The 15,774-nt window shown below is 41.8% G+C and carries 16 protein-coding genes; 6 read left to right on the forward strand and 10 right to left on the reverse strand.

What is annotated here, in order from left to right; all coding sequences use genetic code 11:
- Positions 1-40 precede the first annotated feature (40 nt).
- The 4 genes from ACED29_RS13060 (at position 41) to ACED29_RS13075 (ending at position 4,740) form a co-directional block, all read left to right on the forward strand.
- Positions 41-3,088 carry an FAD-binding and (Fe-S)-binding domain-containing protein gene (locus ACED29_RS13060; RefSeq protein ID WP_371697842.1) on the forward strand — a complete coding sequence of 1,016 codons (3,048 nt, stop codon included), beginning with the start codon at positions 41-43 and terminating at the stop codon, positions 3,086-3,088.
- Between the two features lie 13 nt (positions 3,089-3,101).
- Entirely contained in the window at positions 3,102-3,560 is a 459-nt protein-coding gene (locus ACED29_RS13065) for a DUF1285 domain-containing protein (protein ID WP_371697832.1), read from the forward strand.
- A 120-nt stretch (positions 3,561-3,680) separates the two neighbouring features.
- Positions 3,681-4,100: a MarR family winged helix-turn-helix transcriptional regulator gene (locus ACED29_RS13070; protein ID WP_124015853.1), complete on the forward strand. Its 420-nt coding sequence runs from the start codon at positions 3,681-3,683 to the stop codon at positions 4,098-4,100.
- Between the two features lie 235 nt (positions 4,101-4,335).
- Entirely contained in the window at positions 4,336-4,740 is a 405-nt protein-coding gene (locus ACED29_RS13075) for an NUDIX hydrolase (RefSeq protein ID WP_371697833.1), read from the forward strand.
- Between the two features lie 66 nt (positions 4,741-4,806).
- Here ACED29_RS13075 and ACED29_RS13080 read toward each other — a convergent pair whose 3' ends face one another.
- Genes ACED29_RS13080 through ACED29_RS13095 form a run of 4 tightly spaced genes read right to left on the reverse strand, consistent with a single transcriptional unit; the run spans position 4,807 to position 7,094 of the window.
- Positions 4,807-5,208, reverse strand: a complete 402-nt coding sequence (locus ACED29_RS13080) for a CBS domain-containing protein (protein ID WP_124015855.1) — start codon at positions 5,206-5,208, stop codon at positions 4,807-4,809.
- Positions 5,205-5,555 (reverse strand): P-II family nitrogen regulator, encoded by a 351-nt coding sequence (locus ACED29_RS13085; RefSeq protein WP_124015856.1) that lies wholly within the window; start codon positions 5,553-5,555, stop codon positions 5,205-5,207. Before ACED29_RS13085 ends, ACED29_RS13080 begins: the two co-directional genes overlap by 4 nt.
- Before the next feature lie 3 nt (positions 5,556-5,558).
- Positions 5,559-6,311 carry a DUF1538 domain-containing protein gene (locus ACED29_RS13090; RefSeq protein WP_371697843.1) on the reverse strand — a complete coding sequence of 251 codons (753 nt, stop codon included), beginning with the start codon at positions 6,309-6,311 and terminating at the stop codon, positions 5,559-5,561.
- A 45-nt stretch (positions 6,312-6,356) separates the two neighbouring features.
- Complete coding sequence (locus ACED29_RS13095) at positions 6,357-7,094, reverse strand: DUF1538 family protein (RefSeq protein WP_371697834.1); 738 nt, start codon at positions 7,092-7,094, stop codon at positions 6,357-6,359.
- A 252-nt stretch (positions 7,095-7,346) separates the two neighbouring features.
- Between ACED29_RS13095 and ACED29_RS13100 the strand changes: the two genes are divergently transcribed.
- Positions 7,347-8,453: a TonB family protein gene (locus ACED29_RS13100; RefSeq protein ID WP_371697835.1), complete on the forward strand. Its 1,107-nt coding sequence runs from the start codon at positions 7,347-7,349 to the stop codon at positions 8,451-8,453.
- A 46-nt stretch (positions 8,454-8,499) separates the two neighbouring features.
- On the opposite strand, the gene ACED29_RS13105 is transcribed toward ACED29_RS13100, so the two are convergent.
- From ACED29_RS13105 to ACED29_RS13125, 5 genes are all read right to left on the reverse strand, one after another.
- Entirely contained in the window at positions 8,500-8,844 is a 345-nt protein-coding gene (locus ACED29_RS13105) for a hypothetical protein (RefSeq protein WP_124015859.1), read from the reverse strand.
- Positions 8,845-9,216: 372 nt separating this feature from the next.
- Positions 9,217-9,675: a CBS domain-containing protein gene (locus tag ACED29_RS13110; protein ID WP_182697138.1), complete on the reverse strand. Its 459-nt coding sequence runs from the start codon at positions 9,673-9,675 to the stop codon at positions 9,217-9,219.
- 104 nt (positions 9,676-9,779) lie between these two features.
- Positions 9,780-11,519 (reverse strand): lysophospholipid acyltransferase family protein, encoded by a 1,740-nt coding sequence (locus ACED29_RS13115; protein ID WP_124015861.1) that lies wholly within the window; start codon positions 11,517-11,519, stop codon positions 9,780-9,782.
- 13 nt (positions 11,520-11,532) lie between these two features.
- Positions 11,533-12,435: a UDP-2,3-diacylglucosamine diphosphatase gene (locus ACED29_RS13120; RefSeq protein ID WP_371697836.1), complete on the reverse strand. Its 903-nt coding sequence runs from the start codon at positions 12,433-12,435 to the stop codon at positions 11,533-11,535.
- A 196-nt stretch (positions 12,436-12,631) separates the two neighbouring features.
- The gene (locus ACED29_RS13125) at positions 12,632-13,663 is read right to left on the reverse strand and encodes a Glu/Leu/Phe/Val dehydrogenase dimerization domain-containing protein (RefSeq protein WP_124015863.1); all 1,032 of its coding nucleotides are present in this window, start codon (positions 13,661-13,663) and stop codon (positions 12,632-12,634) included.
- A 282-nt stretch (positions 13,664-13,945) separates the two neighbouring features.
- Here ACED29_RS13125 and ACED29_RS13130 point away from each other — a divergent pair, with 282 nt between their 5' ends.
- Complete coding sequence (locus ACED29_RS13130) at positions 13,946-14,386, forward strand: DUF4826 family protein (protein WP_124015864.1); 441 nt, start codon at positions 13,946-13,948, stop codon at positions 14,384-14,386.
- Between the two features lie 129 nt (positions 14,387-14,515).
- Here the strand turns inward: ACED29_RS13130 and ACED29_RS13135 are convergent, their stop codons facing one another.
- Positions 14,516-15,658 carry a cupin domain-containing protein gene (locus ACED29_RS13135; RefSeq protein WP_182741354.1) on the reverse strand — a complete coding sequence of 381 codons (1,143 nt, stop codon included), beginning with the start codon at positions 15,656-15,658 and terminating at the stop codon, positions 14,516-14,518.
- Between the last annotated feature and the right edge of the window lie 116 nt (positions 15,659-15,774).

A 15,774-nucleotide genomic window follows, 5' to 3' on the forward strand; every position in this document is an offset into this window, starting at 1 on the left:
TTATAATGGCTGCAATATGCCAATAAATAATAAGTCCTCTATGTTACCTTTACTATCACATAAACAAACATTAGAACCTATCTATCTTGAGTATCTTGACGCGCTGGAGCAAAGCGAGTTTGAAGGTGAAATAGACAAGCGCTACAGTGCGCGGCTTATTCAGGCAACCGATAATTCTGTGTATCAATTTTTGCCACAAGCGGTGATTTATCCTTTACATCAACAAGATGTCGAGTTGGTATTATCGTTAGCGGCGCAACCTCAATACAAAGCTGTGACTTTCAGTGCGCGCGGCGGTGGAACGGGAACTAATGGCCAGTCATTAACCCACGGCTTGATTTTAGATGTGTCGCGGCACATGAACCAAGTACTCGAGATTAATGTCAAAGAGGGTTGGGCTAGGGTACAAGCAGGTGTAGTTAAAGATGCGTTAAATGATGCTTTGCGCCCGCATGGCTTCTTTTTTAGTCCAGATTTATCTACGTCAAACCGCGCGACAGTTGGCGGCATGGTTAACACCGATGCCTCTGGTGCGGGGTCACTGGTTTACGGTAAAACATCGGATCATGTCTTAGGACTAACCAGTGTTCTCATTGATGGCAGTGTACTCACTACTACGCCGATAGATCATGACAAAGTTGATCAACACCCTTTTGCTGCTAATCAACTTGGCAATGCCATTGCTAGCCAAGTAGCAGCTTTATGCTTACAAAAACGTGACACCATTATTGAACGTTTCCCTAAATTGAACCGATTTTTAACTGGTTATGATTTAAAGCACGTGTGGAATGACGACCTAAGCCAGTTTGATTTATCGCGCATTTTAGCTGGCTCCGAAGGGACGCTGGCGGTGATCACCGAAACCAAGCTTAATCTAACGCCATTACCGAAAACGCGCATGATGGTGAATATTAAGTATGACTCCTTTGAGTCAGCGTTACGTCATGCCCCATCATTAGTTAAGGCCAGTGCCACAGTTGTTGAGACTGTTGATTCCAAGGTACTTAACCTTGCTCGCGAAGACATTATTTGGCACTCGGTGGCCGATCACATTAAAGCCGTACCGAATAAGATCATCGAAGGTCTTAACATGGTTGAATTCGCTGGTGAAGATGATGAAGTTAAACATAAAGTTGCCCTATTAGAAGAAATGCTCAGCGGACAACTCAGTCAACCTCAGTTTGGTTTAGTCGGTTTTCAAATCATTACCCACAGAAGTGATATTGACAGTATTTACGCCATGCGTAAAAAGGCCGTTGGCTTATTAGGTGCCACCAAAGGCACCCGTAAGCCGCTAGCCTTTGCTGAAGATACCGCTGTGCCACCAGAACACTTAGCCGACTATATTATGGAGTTTCGGGCACTGCTTGATAGCCATCATTTGCAGTACGGCATGTTTGGTCATGTCGATGCAGGCGTACTTCATGTGCGTCCGGCGCTTGATATGTGCGATGTCGCCGATGAACAATTACTCAAAGTGATATCTGATCAAGTGGCTGCATTAACGCTAAAATATGGCGGTTTAATGTGGGGCGAACACGGCAAAGGGGTTCGCGGTGAATATGGCCCCGCGGTGTTTGGCGAAGAACTCTACGGAGTACTTGAACAGATTAAAGGATTATTTGACCCTGACAATCGCTTAAACCCTGGTAAATTAGTCGCGCCACCTCAATCTGGCCCACTACTGTTTAATGTTGACAGTGCCAAACGTGGCAGTTTCGATAGACAAATCCCAGTGCAAGTGCGTAATGCTTTTCCTGACGTGATGAACTGTAATGGTAATGGATTGTGTTTTAACTACAGCAGCTATTCGCCTATGTGTCCGTCGTTTAAGGTCACTGGTGATCGAGTACAATCACCAAAAGGGCGTGCCGGGTTAATGCGAGAATGGTTACGTTTGCTTGAAGCTGAAGGTGTTGATGTTGACGCGCTGGCAAAGTCGAAGCCACTTGGCTGGATGCAACGTACTCAAAATACCTTAAATAACCAACGTGATTATGACTATTCGCACGAAGTCATGGAATCTCTTAAAGGCTGTTTAGCCTGTAAAGCTTGTTCAGGTCAGTGTCCGGTTAAGGTCGATGTACCAAAGTTTAGGGCGCAGTTTTTCAATATTTACTACAAACGTTATTTGCGTCCGGCTAAAGATTATCTAGTTGCAGGAATCGAAGATTCATTGCCGTTAATGGCTGCTATGCCTAAATTGACTAATTTAGCTTCGCAAAATCCGTTGAGTAAATGGGTGATTAAAAAAGCGATTGGGTATGTCGATGCCCCCAAACTATCTGTGCCGACACTTAAACAGCGTTTAGACGGGCATTCTAGTCGCGGTTATGATTTGGATTCTTTGTACACCATCCCAGAAGACCAGCGCAATCAGTATGTGGTAGTTGTACAAGACCCGTTTAACAGCTTTTATGATGCTGACTTAGTTTATCGCTTTATTCAATTAATCGAAAAGCTCGGCTTTAAGCCGGTTTTACTGCCATTTAAACCCAATGGTAAACCGACCCATATAAAAGGCTTTTTAGACAAGTTTGCCAAAACAGCGCAAAACAGTGCTGATTTCTTAAACCGTGTTCATGCCCTTGGTATGCCGATGGTCGGCTTAGACCCTGCTTTGGTATTATGTTATCGCGATGAGTATAAAGAAGCCCTCGGCATGCGCCGTGGTCCCTTTGAGGTGCTTTTAGCCAATGAATGGTTAATGGATGTTGTTGCAAATAGAAAAGAAACGACAACGTTAGCCAATGATGCGCCACAATATACCTGGTTTAGTCATTGTACAGAATCTACCGCAAAGCCTAATACCGCTAATGAATGGAAAGCCATTTTTAGTCATTTTGGCGCAAACTTGAGCAGTGTTAATTTAGGTTGTTGTGGGATGGCTGGCACCTATGGCCATGAACTTGAAAACCTTGAACGCTCTGAAAAACTGTTTGAAATGTCTTGGCAACCTAGCATTGAAAAAATAGCTGAACAAAGTCAAGTTTTGGTGTCGGGCTATTCTTGTCGTAGTCAAGTTAAGCGCTTTGCAGGTTTTAAACCTCAGCACCCAATTGAAGCCTTGCTTAAGTTAATGGCATAAAGGTATCAGCATAATGGCAGATGAAACAGCAGCATTAGCTTCGTTTACCCAGCCAGATGGAGTGGCGCTGTGCAATGATGATGCACTGTTTCACATCCAAGCTAATGGCGATTGGTTATATTTAGACAGTCCGTTACCCGCAAAATTTGCGGCTTTATTCAGCAGTATTTTACATTGTATCGATGGCGAGTATTTCTTAATGACTCCGGTGGAGAAGGTGAGAGTCTCTGTTGAGGCATATCCTTTACTACTGGTGGACTATCAAGCTAATTCTGTTGCTGCTAATAATGTTAATGACAGTATTAAGCTGATATTTACCAATAGCATAGGTAAACAGCATTCCGTTGTTGATCGTGCTGATATCATAGTCACCGATGATGGTATATATGTACCATTAGTTCGCGGCTTGGTCGGGCAATTGAATCGAGCCTGCTACTATCGTTATATTAATGAATATTTATCTTTTGACTAAAAGCGCTTTTTTTAACGTATAGAGATGGTAATGTAAACATGTTCAAGTGTGGTTAGCTGCTGTATAGGCCAATATGGTAATAGGGCCAAAACATCCCACTGACGATGTAGGAGGTTTCATTTGAAACGCTTTGAAAGTTTAAGTTACCTGATTTCTCATCTGAATATTGCTTTGCAGCAAGAAATCGATACGCGCTTAAAGCGCTACGATTTAGACAGTAAACTTTGGCCGGTATTGTTTACCTTGTGGCAAGAAGAGGGCTTAAGCCAAACTGAGCTTTCTAAACGTTGTGATGTGGCAAATTACACCATGACCCGTCTGCTCGACCATCTGCAAGTTCAGGGGTTTATTACCCGTCATCAAGAAGCGGACAACCGCCGTGCATTTCAAATATTTCTAACCGACAACGGTAAAGCGTTGCAACAAGATTTACTTCACGAGGCTGCGTGGGTTAATGAACGATTTTTAGAAGCGCTGACAGATTCTGAGCAGCACGAGTTTATGCGTTTGTTGAATAAAGTGAATAAATTTAACCAATAACATATTGTTTTTGGTTACTAAGACCATAGGGCTTCACCGAGACAAAATGAAGCTTGCCAGTTTCTATCCTGCAATAGCTAAATGGCGAGCAACAAGGATCAACCAAGGTATTTTGCAGCCCCCCGCATTTTTGTACATCATTTATTCATTTATTCATTTATTCATTTATTCATTTATTCATTTATTGAATGGAAGTTAGCCAGTAACCATATCTATTTCTAATGAGAAAACCATCATGGCTTTTAACGATTTATTTAGACTCAGTTCCCATGCGGTGATCACCAATGACGATGGACAAGTGCTGTTGTTAAAAGCCAATTATGGTAATAAACATTGGGGTCTGCCTGGTGGTGGGCTTGATCCTAATGAAACCATACATCAGGCGCTGCAGCGTGAATGTATGGAAGAGCTGGGTTATGCTGTGACGATAAATTATCTCTCAGGCGTGTACTTTCACAGTGCTTATCAATCTCAAGCGTTTATCTTTCGTTGCCAGCTACCTGATTCGGCTCAAATTATCTTAAGTGATGAACACAGTGAATATGCTTATTTCGCTGTTGCCGATCTATCTGCAGTGCAACAACAGCGAATCAATGAGTGTTTAGCTTTTAGTGGTGTGGTGACAAGTGCTGCCTTCTAATACCGCTAGGGCTCACAACAGTGGTTATCTTTATCGTCAATCAATTAACCATACATTGGCATAAGATTATGGGTTGAACATTCCTTTTAATACTATGTCATCGTAAGCGACAAAGCCTAAAATATTACCAGATTCAATCACTGGGGCTTTGTTTATATTAAAACGTTCAAATAAGCGTGCGGTATAGCGCACATCCATGTCTGCAGAAACAGCAAATACCGGTTTAATCATGATTTCATAAATGTTGGTGCGCTCAGGTGATTTGTCCCTAGCTAAAACTTTTCGGGCAATATCACTCATTAATACCATGCCATATTCGTCATGTTCATTGCGCTTATTGACCACTAAAATATTCACTTTTTTACTGACGGCAACTTCAATGGCTTCTGCTACCGTATGCATTCCATCGATCATAGCGTAATGGTTATTCATTACATCGCGATTGCGAGTCGGGATTGTGCTACTCATATTTGATCCTCAATGTCTTTACTTAGCTTTTCAACTTGATGCGCCACACCAACGGCATCTTCAACATCAATTTGAATCGCAATACCTTTTCCAGAATTGGTGTCAAATTCGCCTACTTTAGCAATAGTTTCTAGAATATGCCGACTCATGTGTTCTTCTACCAGCCATAAGATCACATCCCGCTGCACATCTAAGGTCAGTCCCATAAAGGTTTTCTTTTTTTCTAATCCTTCACCTCGGGCATGATTAATTACCGTAGCGCCAGTTGCGCCAGCGATACGCGCTGCATCGAGTACCTTGTCGGTACAGTCATCGTCGACAAAGGCGACAATTAATTTAAAGCGCATAGGTTACTCCTTAATGGCTTTTCGTTTTGATAAGTAATCAACCACTTGGGCATAGCCCATCACAGTGATCATCGGAAATAAGCTGGCAAAGGCGATTAAACCAAACCCATCAATCAATGGATTACGCCCTTCAACATTAGTGGCAAGCCCAAGGCCTAATGCGGCGACAAGCGGGACAGTTACAGTAGAGGTTGTTACGCCTCCGGAGTCATAGGCTAATGGCACAATCATTTTAGGGGCGTAAAATGTTTGGATCACCACTACCACGTAGCCGGCCATAATGTAGTAATGAATGGGGTCGCCAACCACAATGCGAAAACAGCCTAAAGTGATGCCGATAGCGACTCCAAGTGCCACTGACATTCGCAAACCTTGAATGCCTATGGTGCCACCGGACACTTGGTTAGCTTTAATGGCCACAGCAATGAGCGAGGGTTCAGCAATTGTGGTACTAAAACCTATTGCAGCAGCAAATACATAGACCCAAAAATAGTCTTGCCAAATGAACGGCGCATTATTACCGTCAGGATGTAAAAATGCGCTGGTGGTGAGTTGATTGGCCATGCTTTCACCAATAGGGAACAGCGCGAGTTGTAAGCCTACTAAGAAAAATGTTAGCCCAATAATGACATACACAAAGCCGAGTAGTACTTTGCGCCATTGGCTAATGGGACGTTTTAGTACGCCTAATTGAAAGCCAAACAAAATCACCGCAATTGGGATCACATCGCGAGCGGTCAGTAACAGAGTGGACATCAGTTCATTAAACAAATGTACGCCTTCTTCTTTTGATGATACGACTTAATTTAAAAATACCATGCCGTACAGCAATACAAAAATCATCGGACTAAGGCTGGCAAAAGCAATCAAACCAAAGCCATCAATCATCGGATTACGGCCTTTAATGACGCTGGCTAAGCCAACGCCCAGTGCGGTGACTAACGGAACAGTAATGGTCGATGTGGTAACGCCGCCAGAGTCATAAGCAATACCTATGATATTAGCTGGAGCAAAGCTGGTAAGGAGCATCACCAATACGTAACCGCCAATAATAAGGTAATGAATTGGCCAACCTTTAAGGATACGGATCACCCCCAGTAAAATCGCGAGCCCAACCGAAACGGCAACAGTTAACCTTAATCCCATGGAATATGAGCTCATTGCTTGTTCATTGGATTCTATGGCGCCAGCGTCAGCGGCAACCTGTGCGGCTTCGTTTGCCACGGCAGTCAGTGCTGGCTCTGCTAATGTGGTCCCAAAACCTAATGAGAAAGAGAAAATAATTAACCAAAATACACTGCCTTTTCGGGCCAGGGCCTCTGCAAGTGATTCGCCTATAGGAAATAAGCCCATTTCTAAACCAAAGACAAAAAAGGTCAAGCCTAATACAACAAACACTATCCCCACAAGAATAGAGCCAAGTTCTGCCGGTGCTTGATGAAGTACAAATAGTTCAAAAAAACTGACCACTAAGATAATCGGAATAAGATCTTTAAAACTGCTGAGCATGGCGTGGAGCAATTTCATGATGGCTGACATCTTGGCTCCTGTAGTTTTTGGTCATTATTATCATTGGTGCCGGTGTTATTATATGGGCCTATACCATCGCAGGTGGCGTCATTTAGTTTGCCAATTAAGAGAGATTAAACAACATATTGTTTACAAAAGTTTTCATTAAGTTGACGTGAGTCATAAAAATGATCCAAACTGTTTAAGATATCGATAATGGCTCACATTGTGCAAAGAATAACAAAGGGCCAAGGATAAAAAATAAAAAGGATTTAGACAGTAATGAAAACACTTTTACGTATATCAATAGCCGCGGCGTTTGTGAGTCAGTTTGCTTATGCAGAACCTACCGATATAGATAGTTTTTCTCAAGCTTACCTGCAATACAATGTTTCTCTTGAAAGCCACAATAACCAAGATACGCTGAAATATGCGCAACAAGCCTATGAGTTAGGCCAAATCAAGTTTGGTCAAGATAGCTTTGATAGCGCTAAGTTAGCCATCAATTATGCAAATGCGTTAATGGTTGAACCAAAGAACAACAATCAGGGCCGTGTTATTGAAGATGAAGCGACACTTAAGGCGCATCAGTTATTTACATCTGCATTAGCCGTATACCGTGAAAACGTGACGGATAATGGCATCGAGTTAATTGATCCTTTGGTTGGGTTAGCTGAATCGACAACAGATGATAAATACGCAAAAACGTTATTATTTGAAGCAATTGAGATTGCTGATAAAGCTGACAATCAGTTGACGGTTGCCGAAGTGAAACTCATCGCGTTTCATCGCTTATCACGCACCGAGTATTATACTCGTAAAGTGAGAGATTTTGCGTTTGATGCTTATGATATTTATAGCCGTAAATTACCAGAAGATGCCATAAAACGAGTTGATGCTACTTACCTAGCTGGTGCGTTATATGAAGCTATGGGTAAGCCAACTCAAGCTATCGACAATTTAGTTGAAGTTATCAAACAATATCAGGCATTGCCTTATAGTCATCCCTATGAGCTTCGTGCGCATGCCTTGTTAGTGAAACTGTATGAACAAAAAGGCCTTGGCGATAAGGCTACTGAGCATTGCGTTGCAATTGGTAAAATGACTCCATGGAATGACCAACAAGAACAAACCCCGTTATTTAGAAAACCACCTAATTACCCTCAATCATATGCCCAAAGAAGAAAATCTGGTTGGGTGCAAGTTGAGTTTACGGTTGATGCAAATGGCTTTGTTAAATCGCCGGAGATTATTGACTCTAAAGGTGGTGTCCAGTTTGAAAAAGAATCGATAGAAGCACTTAGCCAGTGGCGTTATGCACCTAAATTTGTTGATGGCAAGCCAACAGATGCAAAGTCTACTGTCCAGCTTGAGTTCACTATAGGTTAATAGCTCAATCAGCTGGTTTTATACTAATCCCATTAGATATGTTTAGTTAACTCAGCCAATACACGCTCAACATGGCAATGCACAAGACAACAAAGCTAGTTTCAATCAGAAACTGGCTTTTTTGTAGCTGTTTTTTGCCTTGCTTTAAAATAGTAACGAGTTGGTTTTGTTTATAAATACGGCACGAGACTAATTCTGTCTGTGGATCAACAATTAATTGGAATCGGCATTTTTTACCATTATTAAGCAGCACGTCATGCATACTTTGTAGGCCAAAGTTGAATTTTCGTGACACGACTTTGCCGTTAATAAATACCCGCTCTAGTCCACACCAATTACTTGCTTGTAGCTCAATATTGTCTTGATTGAGATGGTAAGTAAACTTAATCATAATGCCGTCCTTATCACATGATACTCGCGAGCCCTGTGTACAATAAAAGCAGAGTAATGTGACATTTTCCAGCATATAAATATGAACAATTTACGAAATGTAGCTATCTAGTTGGCCAGCTTAATAATATTTATTTTTTACAGATTCGGTTGCAAAAATGGGTTTTATGTACACTCTAATATTAGCTATCTATGATGAATTAAGCGTGCCGGGAGTGGCACAATAAGCAATTAAGTTAGCGGGTAAAAAAGCGACGACAAGCATAATTCAAACCGCAGCATTACGAGTAGTATATCTGGAGGGTTAATTAGATTTTGCTATGACGTTGATTGCTAATATTAGCCATCGCTTCAGCGAGATGGTCATCAGAATTTATCGAACGCAATAGGCATTTAATAGATCTTTCCAAGTAATAATACCGACAATGATGTTGTTTTCTAATACTGGTAAGCAGCCTATATCATTGTCTAGAATCATTTTAGTTGCTTGGTTAATATCGCAATGAGGGGCAATAGTGATCGGGTTGTGAGTCATGACTTGATGAACCCTTTTTTGCAGGGTTTCTGTGTCTCGAATGAGCTCAGCTGCGGTACCAATATTAGGACTAAGCGCCCGTAAAAAGTCCCGATGAGACAAGATGCCACTCAATTTCTCGTTATCAACCACGAGCAAATGATGAAAGCTGACATTGTCAAAAATTTCTTTGGCAAGTACCAGGCGATCATCCATTTCTATGGTAACCACTCGAGTTGTCATGATGTCCGAGACACTGATACGGTTAGTCGTGCTATCTGATAATGTCTCTGTCAGCATTTCGGTAGAAGTTGTCATAAGCGATTCTCCACATATTTATTCTTTTATATCAGATAAATATCAGTGTAACAATCATTTAACGGCCAATGACAGTTGCTTACTCAGGTTAGTGCGCGATTGGCTCACGATGCAATTTTGTTTTCGGGTAAATGCCCCGCTAAATATTTTTGATATTTAATCGGTTTTAATTGATGGATATCGACTAACACTAAACCATCGATACAGTCACCAAACTCTGCATCAATACCAAAGTCTAAAAACTGAACGCCTTGGTTATCACACAGTTCACCATATTGCTTAAATAGTGTCGGTACTGATACAGCCATATTTGCAAGTGTCCGTTTGAGTATTTTAAAGTTTTCAGCATAGTCACTGCCATTAAATAGCTGGTGTAATTGATGCTGACGTTCGTCAGTGAATTGATATGAATTAAATGAGCTGGCTAAAACATCTTGGGTAGCAAATTGATGTTTATAAAAAAACACCAACATTTCTTTGGCTTGTACGGGTAAATTGTCGCTTAATGATACTGGACCAAAGAGGAAACGATACTGGGGATTGTTAATTAAAAATGCCCCAATACCTTGCCATAAATATTCTAAGCTGCGACGCCCCCAATATTTAGGTTGCACAAAACTGCGACCTAGCTCGAGTCCTTGGTCAAAATAGGGAGCAAACGCATCGTGGTATTCAAATAATGACTGACTATAGAGGCTGTTTTTACCAATGGTTTCATGTAGCATTTTGGCACTGGCAAAACGGTAAGAGCCAACAATCTCTAACTCATCCTTGTCCCATAACACTAAATGATAGTAATGATTATCATATTTGTCGGTATCACGTCGCTTACCTGTACCTTCGCCCACCGCTCTAAATGCAATTTCACGAAGCCTGCCAATCTCACGCATAATCGCACTGCTTTGACTATGCTTGTATAAATAGATTTGTTTGTTGTCTTGGGTCTGCCCCAGTAATTCACATTGTTGTAGCGCTTGTTGAAGCTCACTGCGTTTTTCTGGATGGGCAATGGCATTCTGAGTTATAAATAATGGGCTGCGATTTTTACCAATGCGGTATAAATGATTTTTAAGCAGTTTTACTTTGGTTTTAAGGGGGAAGTCTTGGCTGCCGACCACTTCCTTGGCAATTAATTGCCCAATTCTCACCGGCATCACATGGTCCATCTGCTTAAACATTTCTTTAACCAGCAGCAAGGTGGCTAATGGTTTGTAGATCATTGATGCACCATAAAATGTGGCTGAGTTTTTTGCATCAACAAATATAGGTAAAAGCGGTGCATTACACGCGCGGGCCATTTTCAAAAAACCACTGTGCCAATGTAAGTCTGTTACGCCTGTAGGGCGCAAGCGTGATACTTCACCTGAGGGGAAAATTAACACCGCACCTTCGTTGTTAAGGTGATGATGGATTTCATTTAAGTGCTGTTTCGGCGTACCGCCAGTCATATTGCGTACTGGCAATAAAATTGAATGCAGTGGCTTAATGGCCATGAGTAATTCATTGGCAACGACTTTTATGTCTGGTCTAACTTGGCTAATTAATTTGATTAACGCTAATGCGTCTAACGAACCAATAGGGTGATTAGCATAGATCACCACACGGCCTTCGATAGGAATATTTTCAATTTCGTTATTAGGCACACTGTAACTGAAATTTAAACATGCAAGAATTTGTTCAACAAAATCGACGCCGGATAAATGCGCGTGTTCATTGGCCATGTCGTTACACTGCTTTTCATGCAGTAAATAGCGCAACATTGCTCTTGTTGGCACGGCTAACCAAGGCTTGTTATGCACATTGGGCAGGTTTTTTTCTACTACATTATCGACAGAAAATATCATATTTTAGCCTTATTTATGCAACGTGTTGGGGCTGAGGCGTAATGATTAACTCGGTTTGTGAAGCGCCGAAATAAATCGTGTTGACAACTTTTGCTTGTAACGTTTGCTCATCCCACTTGAGCAACTCCACGTTACCCGTCAGGGTTTCAGCAATTAAGGTACAATTTTCGACCCAGTCGCCATCATTGGCATAGGTGATAGTGCGATTATTGATAGTGTGCTGTGATAACTCTGGTTGATGGATATGACCACAGATAACCATGTCGACCTGTTGTTTAGCACAATAGCGAAGTACTGCATCTCGATACTGATTAATGGCTTGTTGGGCTTTATTGACCCGCAGCTTTATATAGCTGGCTAATGACCAATACGGATATCCTAAACAGCTTCTAACACTGTGTAATTGGCGGTTTGACCAAAGTAAAACATCATATAAATGGTCACCTAATTTAGCGTAGATCCTGCTGACACAAACTTGGGCGTCAAATTGATCACCATGAAGAATTAAAAAGCGTTTGCCATTAATGGACTGATGGACATACTGTTTGGCGAGGGTAATGCCTCTAAAGTGACTATCTGCGTAGCTTTTAAACGCTTCATCGTGATTACCGGGGATATAGATAACTTGAGTGCCATTACTGGCCAGTTCGAGGATTTTCTGGATGACGTTGTTATGACTTTCAGGCCAAAAGACCCGTTTTTTTAATGCCCAAATATCAATAATATCGCCCACCAGATACAAATATTGGCACTGGCTATGATTTAGAAAATGTAATAAAAATTCTGCTTTGCAATCTATGCTGCCTAAATGCACATCAGAAATCGACAGTGCATGAAAATGCTGGATTTTCCCAGACGTAGTTAAATGAGATAACGGTTGGCGTTGCTGGTTACTCTTATTGCTGTGGGAGTTCATCTGCCTTCACCCTAATACACAGATTGCGTCAGTGTTAACTTAGAGTAGGGCAGTTATTTGACGCTAAGGTGAACGATTTGTTGCAACTTGATTAAGCTTGCTGCTTAAGTTGGGTCATAAAAAAAGGAAATGCCTGAGCATTTCCTTGTACATCAGAGTAAAAATCACTCTTAATCAAGCATATTAATGATTGATATTAACGAGCCGCGTCGATAATCGCTTTAGCCATTTCATCTGCAACTGAGCCTGTGGTGCGATCTTCAGCATCAGCACGCTCAAAAATGGTCAGTAGCGTATTGTAAATCTGTTCTACTTTGGCGGTTGACGCTATAGCATCATAGTTTTTCTCGAACGACACATTGATAATACCGCCAGCGTTTATCACATAATCTGGTGCGTACAAAATACCCATTTGCTTGAGTTTTTCACCATGGCGAACTTCAGCTAACTGGTTGTTGGCACAACCGGCAACTATGGTGGCTTTGAGTAATGGTAAGGTCGTATCGTTAAGTGTTGCACCTAATGCGCATGGCGCATATACATCAACATCTTGGGTATAGATATCTTGCGGTGCGACAAGAGTTGCACCAAATTCGCTAGCAACACGGTCAAGTGAAGCTTGATGAATGTCGGTTACAATCAGCTCAGCGCCTGCTTCGTGTAAATGCTTACACAAGTAGTAACCCACGTGACCGACTCCTTGCACTGACACTTTAATGCCTTGTAGGCTGTCGATACCTCGTTGATGTTTTATCGCAGCTTTAATACCAAGGTAAGTGCCTAAGGCGGTCAGAGGTGATGGATCACCTGATTTACCTTCCAGACCTGCTACGAATTCAGTTTCACGATTGGCTATCATCATGTCTGACGTTGAAACACCAACATCTTCAGCTGAGTAATATTTTCCGCCTAAACTGTTCACAAAGCGTCCGAATGCAAGAAATAACGCTTCGCGGTCGGTGGTTTTCGGATCGGCAATAATAACCGCTTTACCACCACCCATAGTAAGACCGGCCAATGCATTCTTATAAGTCATACCGCGAGAAAGGCGTAATACGTCTGTTAAAGCTTCATCATCCGATTGATAATTCCACATACGACAACCACCTACCGCTGGGCCGAGGTTAGTGTTGTGTACGGCAATGATGGCTTTTAAACCACTTTGCTTATCATGACAAAAGACCACCTGTTCGTGTTCATCGAACGAAACATGATTAAAAACTGCCACGTGACATCTCCGTTTACTAGCTTGTTAAAGTAAAGTTTTGGCACCTGACGCAATTGAGTACATAAGGTGCTAACGACTGCTTGTTATATTTATTGCAGCAAGATAGCATTTAGAGATACTCTCAACAAAGCATGATTTAGTTATTTTTGTGATTAGTGTGGCAATTTAGCTTGCCACTTTACGTAAACGTAAAGTATTTTGTGTTACGTAATTGTTTTTTGATTAAATCGCAGGTAAGTTTTTTGTTCTAATCTGCATTATAACAATAAGATAGGAAGTATTATGACTGAAGAAGTTGCAGAACAGGTTGCACAGCCAACACCAGAGCCAGAAGCATTAAGACAAGAATGGGTGCGAACTCAATTCCAAAAGGCGAATCGTTTTTTGGCTGAAAAAGGGGTGATCCCAAGCAAAGTCCTTGCTGACGAAAGTCGTTATCTTGCACCTTATTTAGCTATTTGGAAGATGGAATCGAAACAACCTAAAAAACAAACCTTTTGGGTGATGTCAGGCGATTTACCGTCGGACTATGTTGATGTGAAAGTGGCCGCAACGGCTCGTGACGCGATTAGACATTTTTCGATGATGTGGCAACTTAAAGCGGAAAACTTGCATAAGTCAGGTGTCACCAAAGATGCTACCCAACTGAAATTTGCGCAGTTATTGGTGTCGCGTGCAGAAAGTCTATATAAAATGCATCAAGATGAAAAATTGTGGGCGTAACAGCCTGAGTCACCAAACTAACGTAACAGACACAAAAAAGGCACTGTTAGTGCCTTTTTTATTATTTTAGCTAAGCGAGATTAATGACCATCACTCAGCTTAGTCGCTTATACGCTATTGCTCAGACGCTTATTCGCAATCGTCTTCTGCTAAGTAGAATAATCCTTGATTGAGTAATCCCGTGATGACATCTAGCGCTGCCACATTGTCAGTGAATAAATGAGCCTCATTAGGGGGAATGCTCACTTGATTGGCCAAAAGTTGTAGCATGTCATTCGGCGCATCAGCAAAGGTGTACACTTCACCGTTAATAAACAAACGTGGTAGGTTATCATTTTCTAAGCGCAAGACTTTTAGACCACCGATACGTTGAATAACCGCACCTTGTTCAATGGCTTCTAATAAATCATCAGCCGTTAATGGCTCTTCGCCTTCACAAATATCCAGTTCAAAACGATTTTGACTGAGTAATTTACCTAACATAGTCTGGTAGCTGGCAGGATCTTGTGCCAACTGCGTCAATAAATCCATGATGCCTTGTTGATGAGTTTGGCTGATAAGGCCGGGTTCTGCTGGCTCGTCAGATGACGTGAAACGCTTCTGCCCCTGGTTGCTGTCAATTAACGCGTCAGCTAATTCAGTTAATAGCTCTTGCTGACTTGGGGCTCTAAATCCAATGGAATACGACATAGCCAGTGATAATGTTTCGCCGCAATGTGGGTATCCTGGTGGAATATAAAGTACATCACCTTTTTGTAAAATCACATCAATAATCGGCTCAAAATCGTCAACCAAAGGCGAGTTTGGATTATCGCCGCGGCGCTTATGTTGCCCTTTATCGCCCACTTTCCAACGACGTTCCCCGTCTCCTTGAATGATAAACACATCGTAATTATCGATATGCGGGCCAACACCACCACCAGGTGTGGCAAATGATGCCATTAAGTCGTCAAAGCGCCAGTCTGGTAAAAATCGGAACGCTTCGACTAAAGCTTGCGAATCTGGGTACCAATGATTGACGGCTTGGACTAATAATTGCCAGTTGTCTTCACCAAATTGGTCGTAGTCTTCAAATGGACCTTGAACAACGTCCCAGTCGTCACCTTTGGTCACCACAACACGTGACGATATTTCTTCTTCACAGGCAAGTCCAGCAAGTTCATCTGCTGCGATAGGGTCGTCAAAGTCGACAAAAGCCTGTTTGATCACAAGTGGTTTTTGTTGCCAATGCTGTTTAATAAAGGCTTGGGTATCAATATTTAATGTGTACATGGTTAATCTCAGATCGGGATAATAAATAGGTGCAATATTCTGATTTAGCTTACTTAGCCCATCTCTTAATCCGAGTTGAGATTAGTGAGTCTTAATGAACAATAACGTATTTTCAG

The sequence above is a fragment of the Shewanella sp. 5S214 genome, from assembly GCF_041439795.1.
GTDB classification, from domain to species: Bacteria; Pseudomonadota; Gammaproteobacteria; order Enterobacterales; family Shewanellaceae; genus Shewanella; species Shewanella vesiculosa.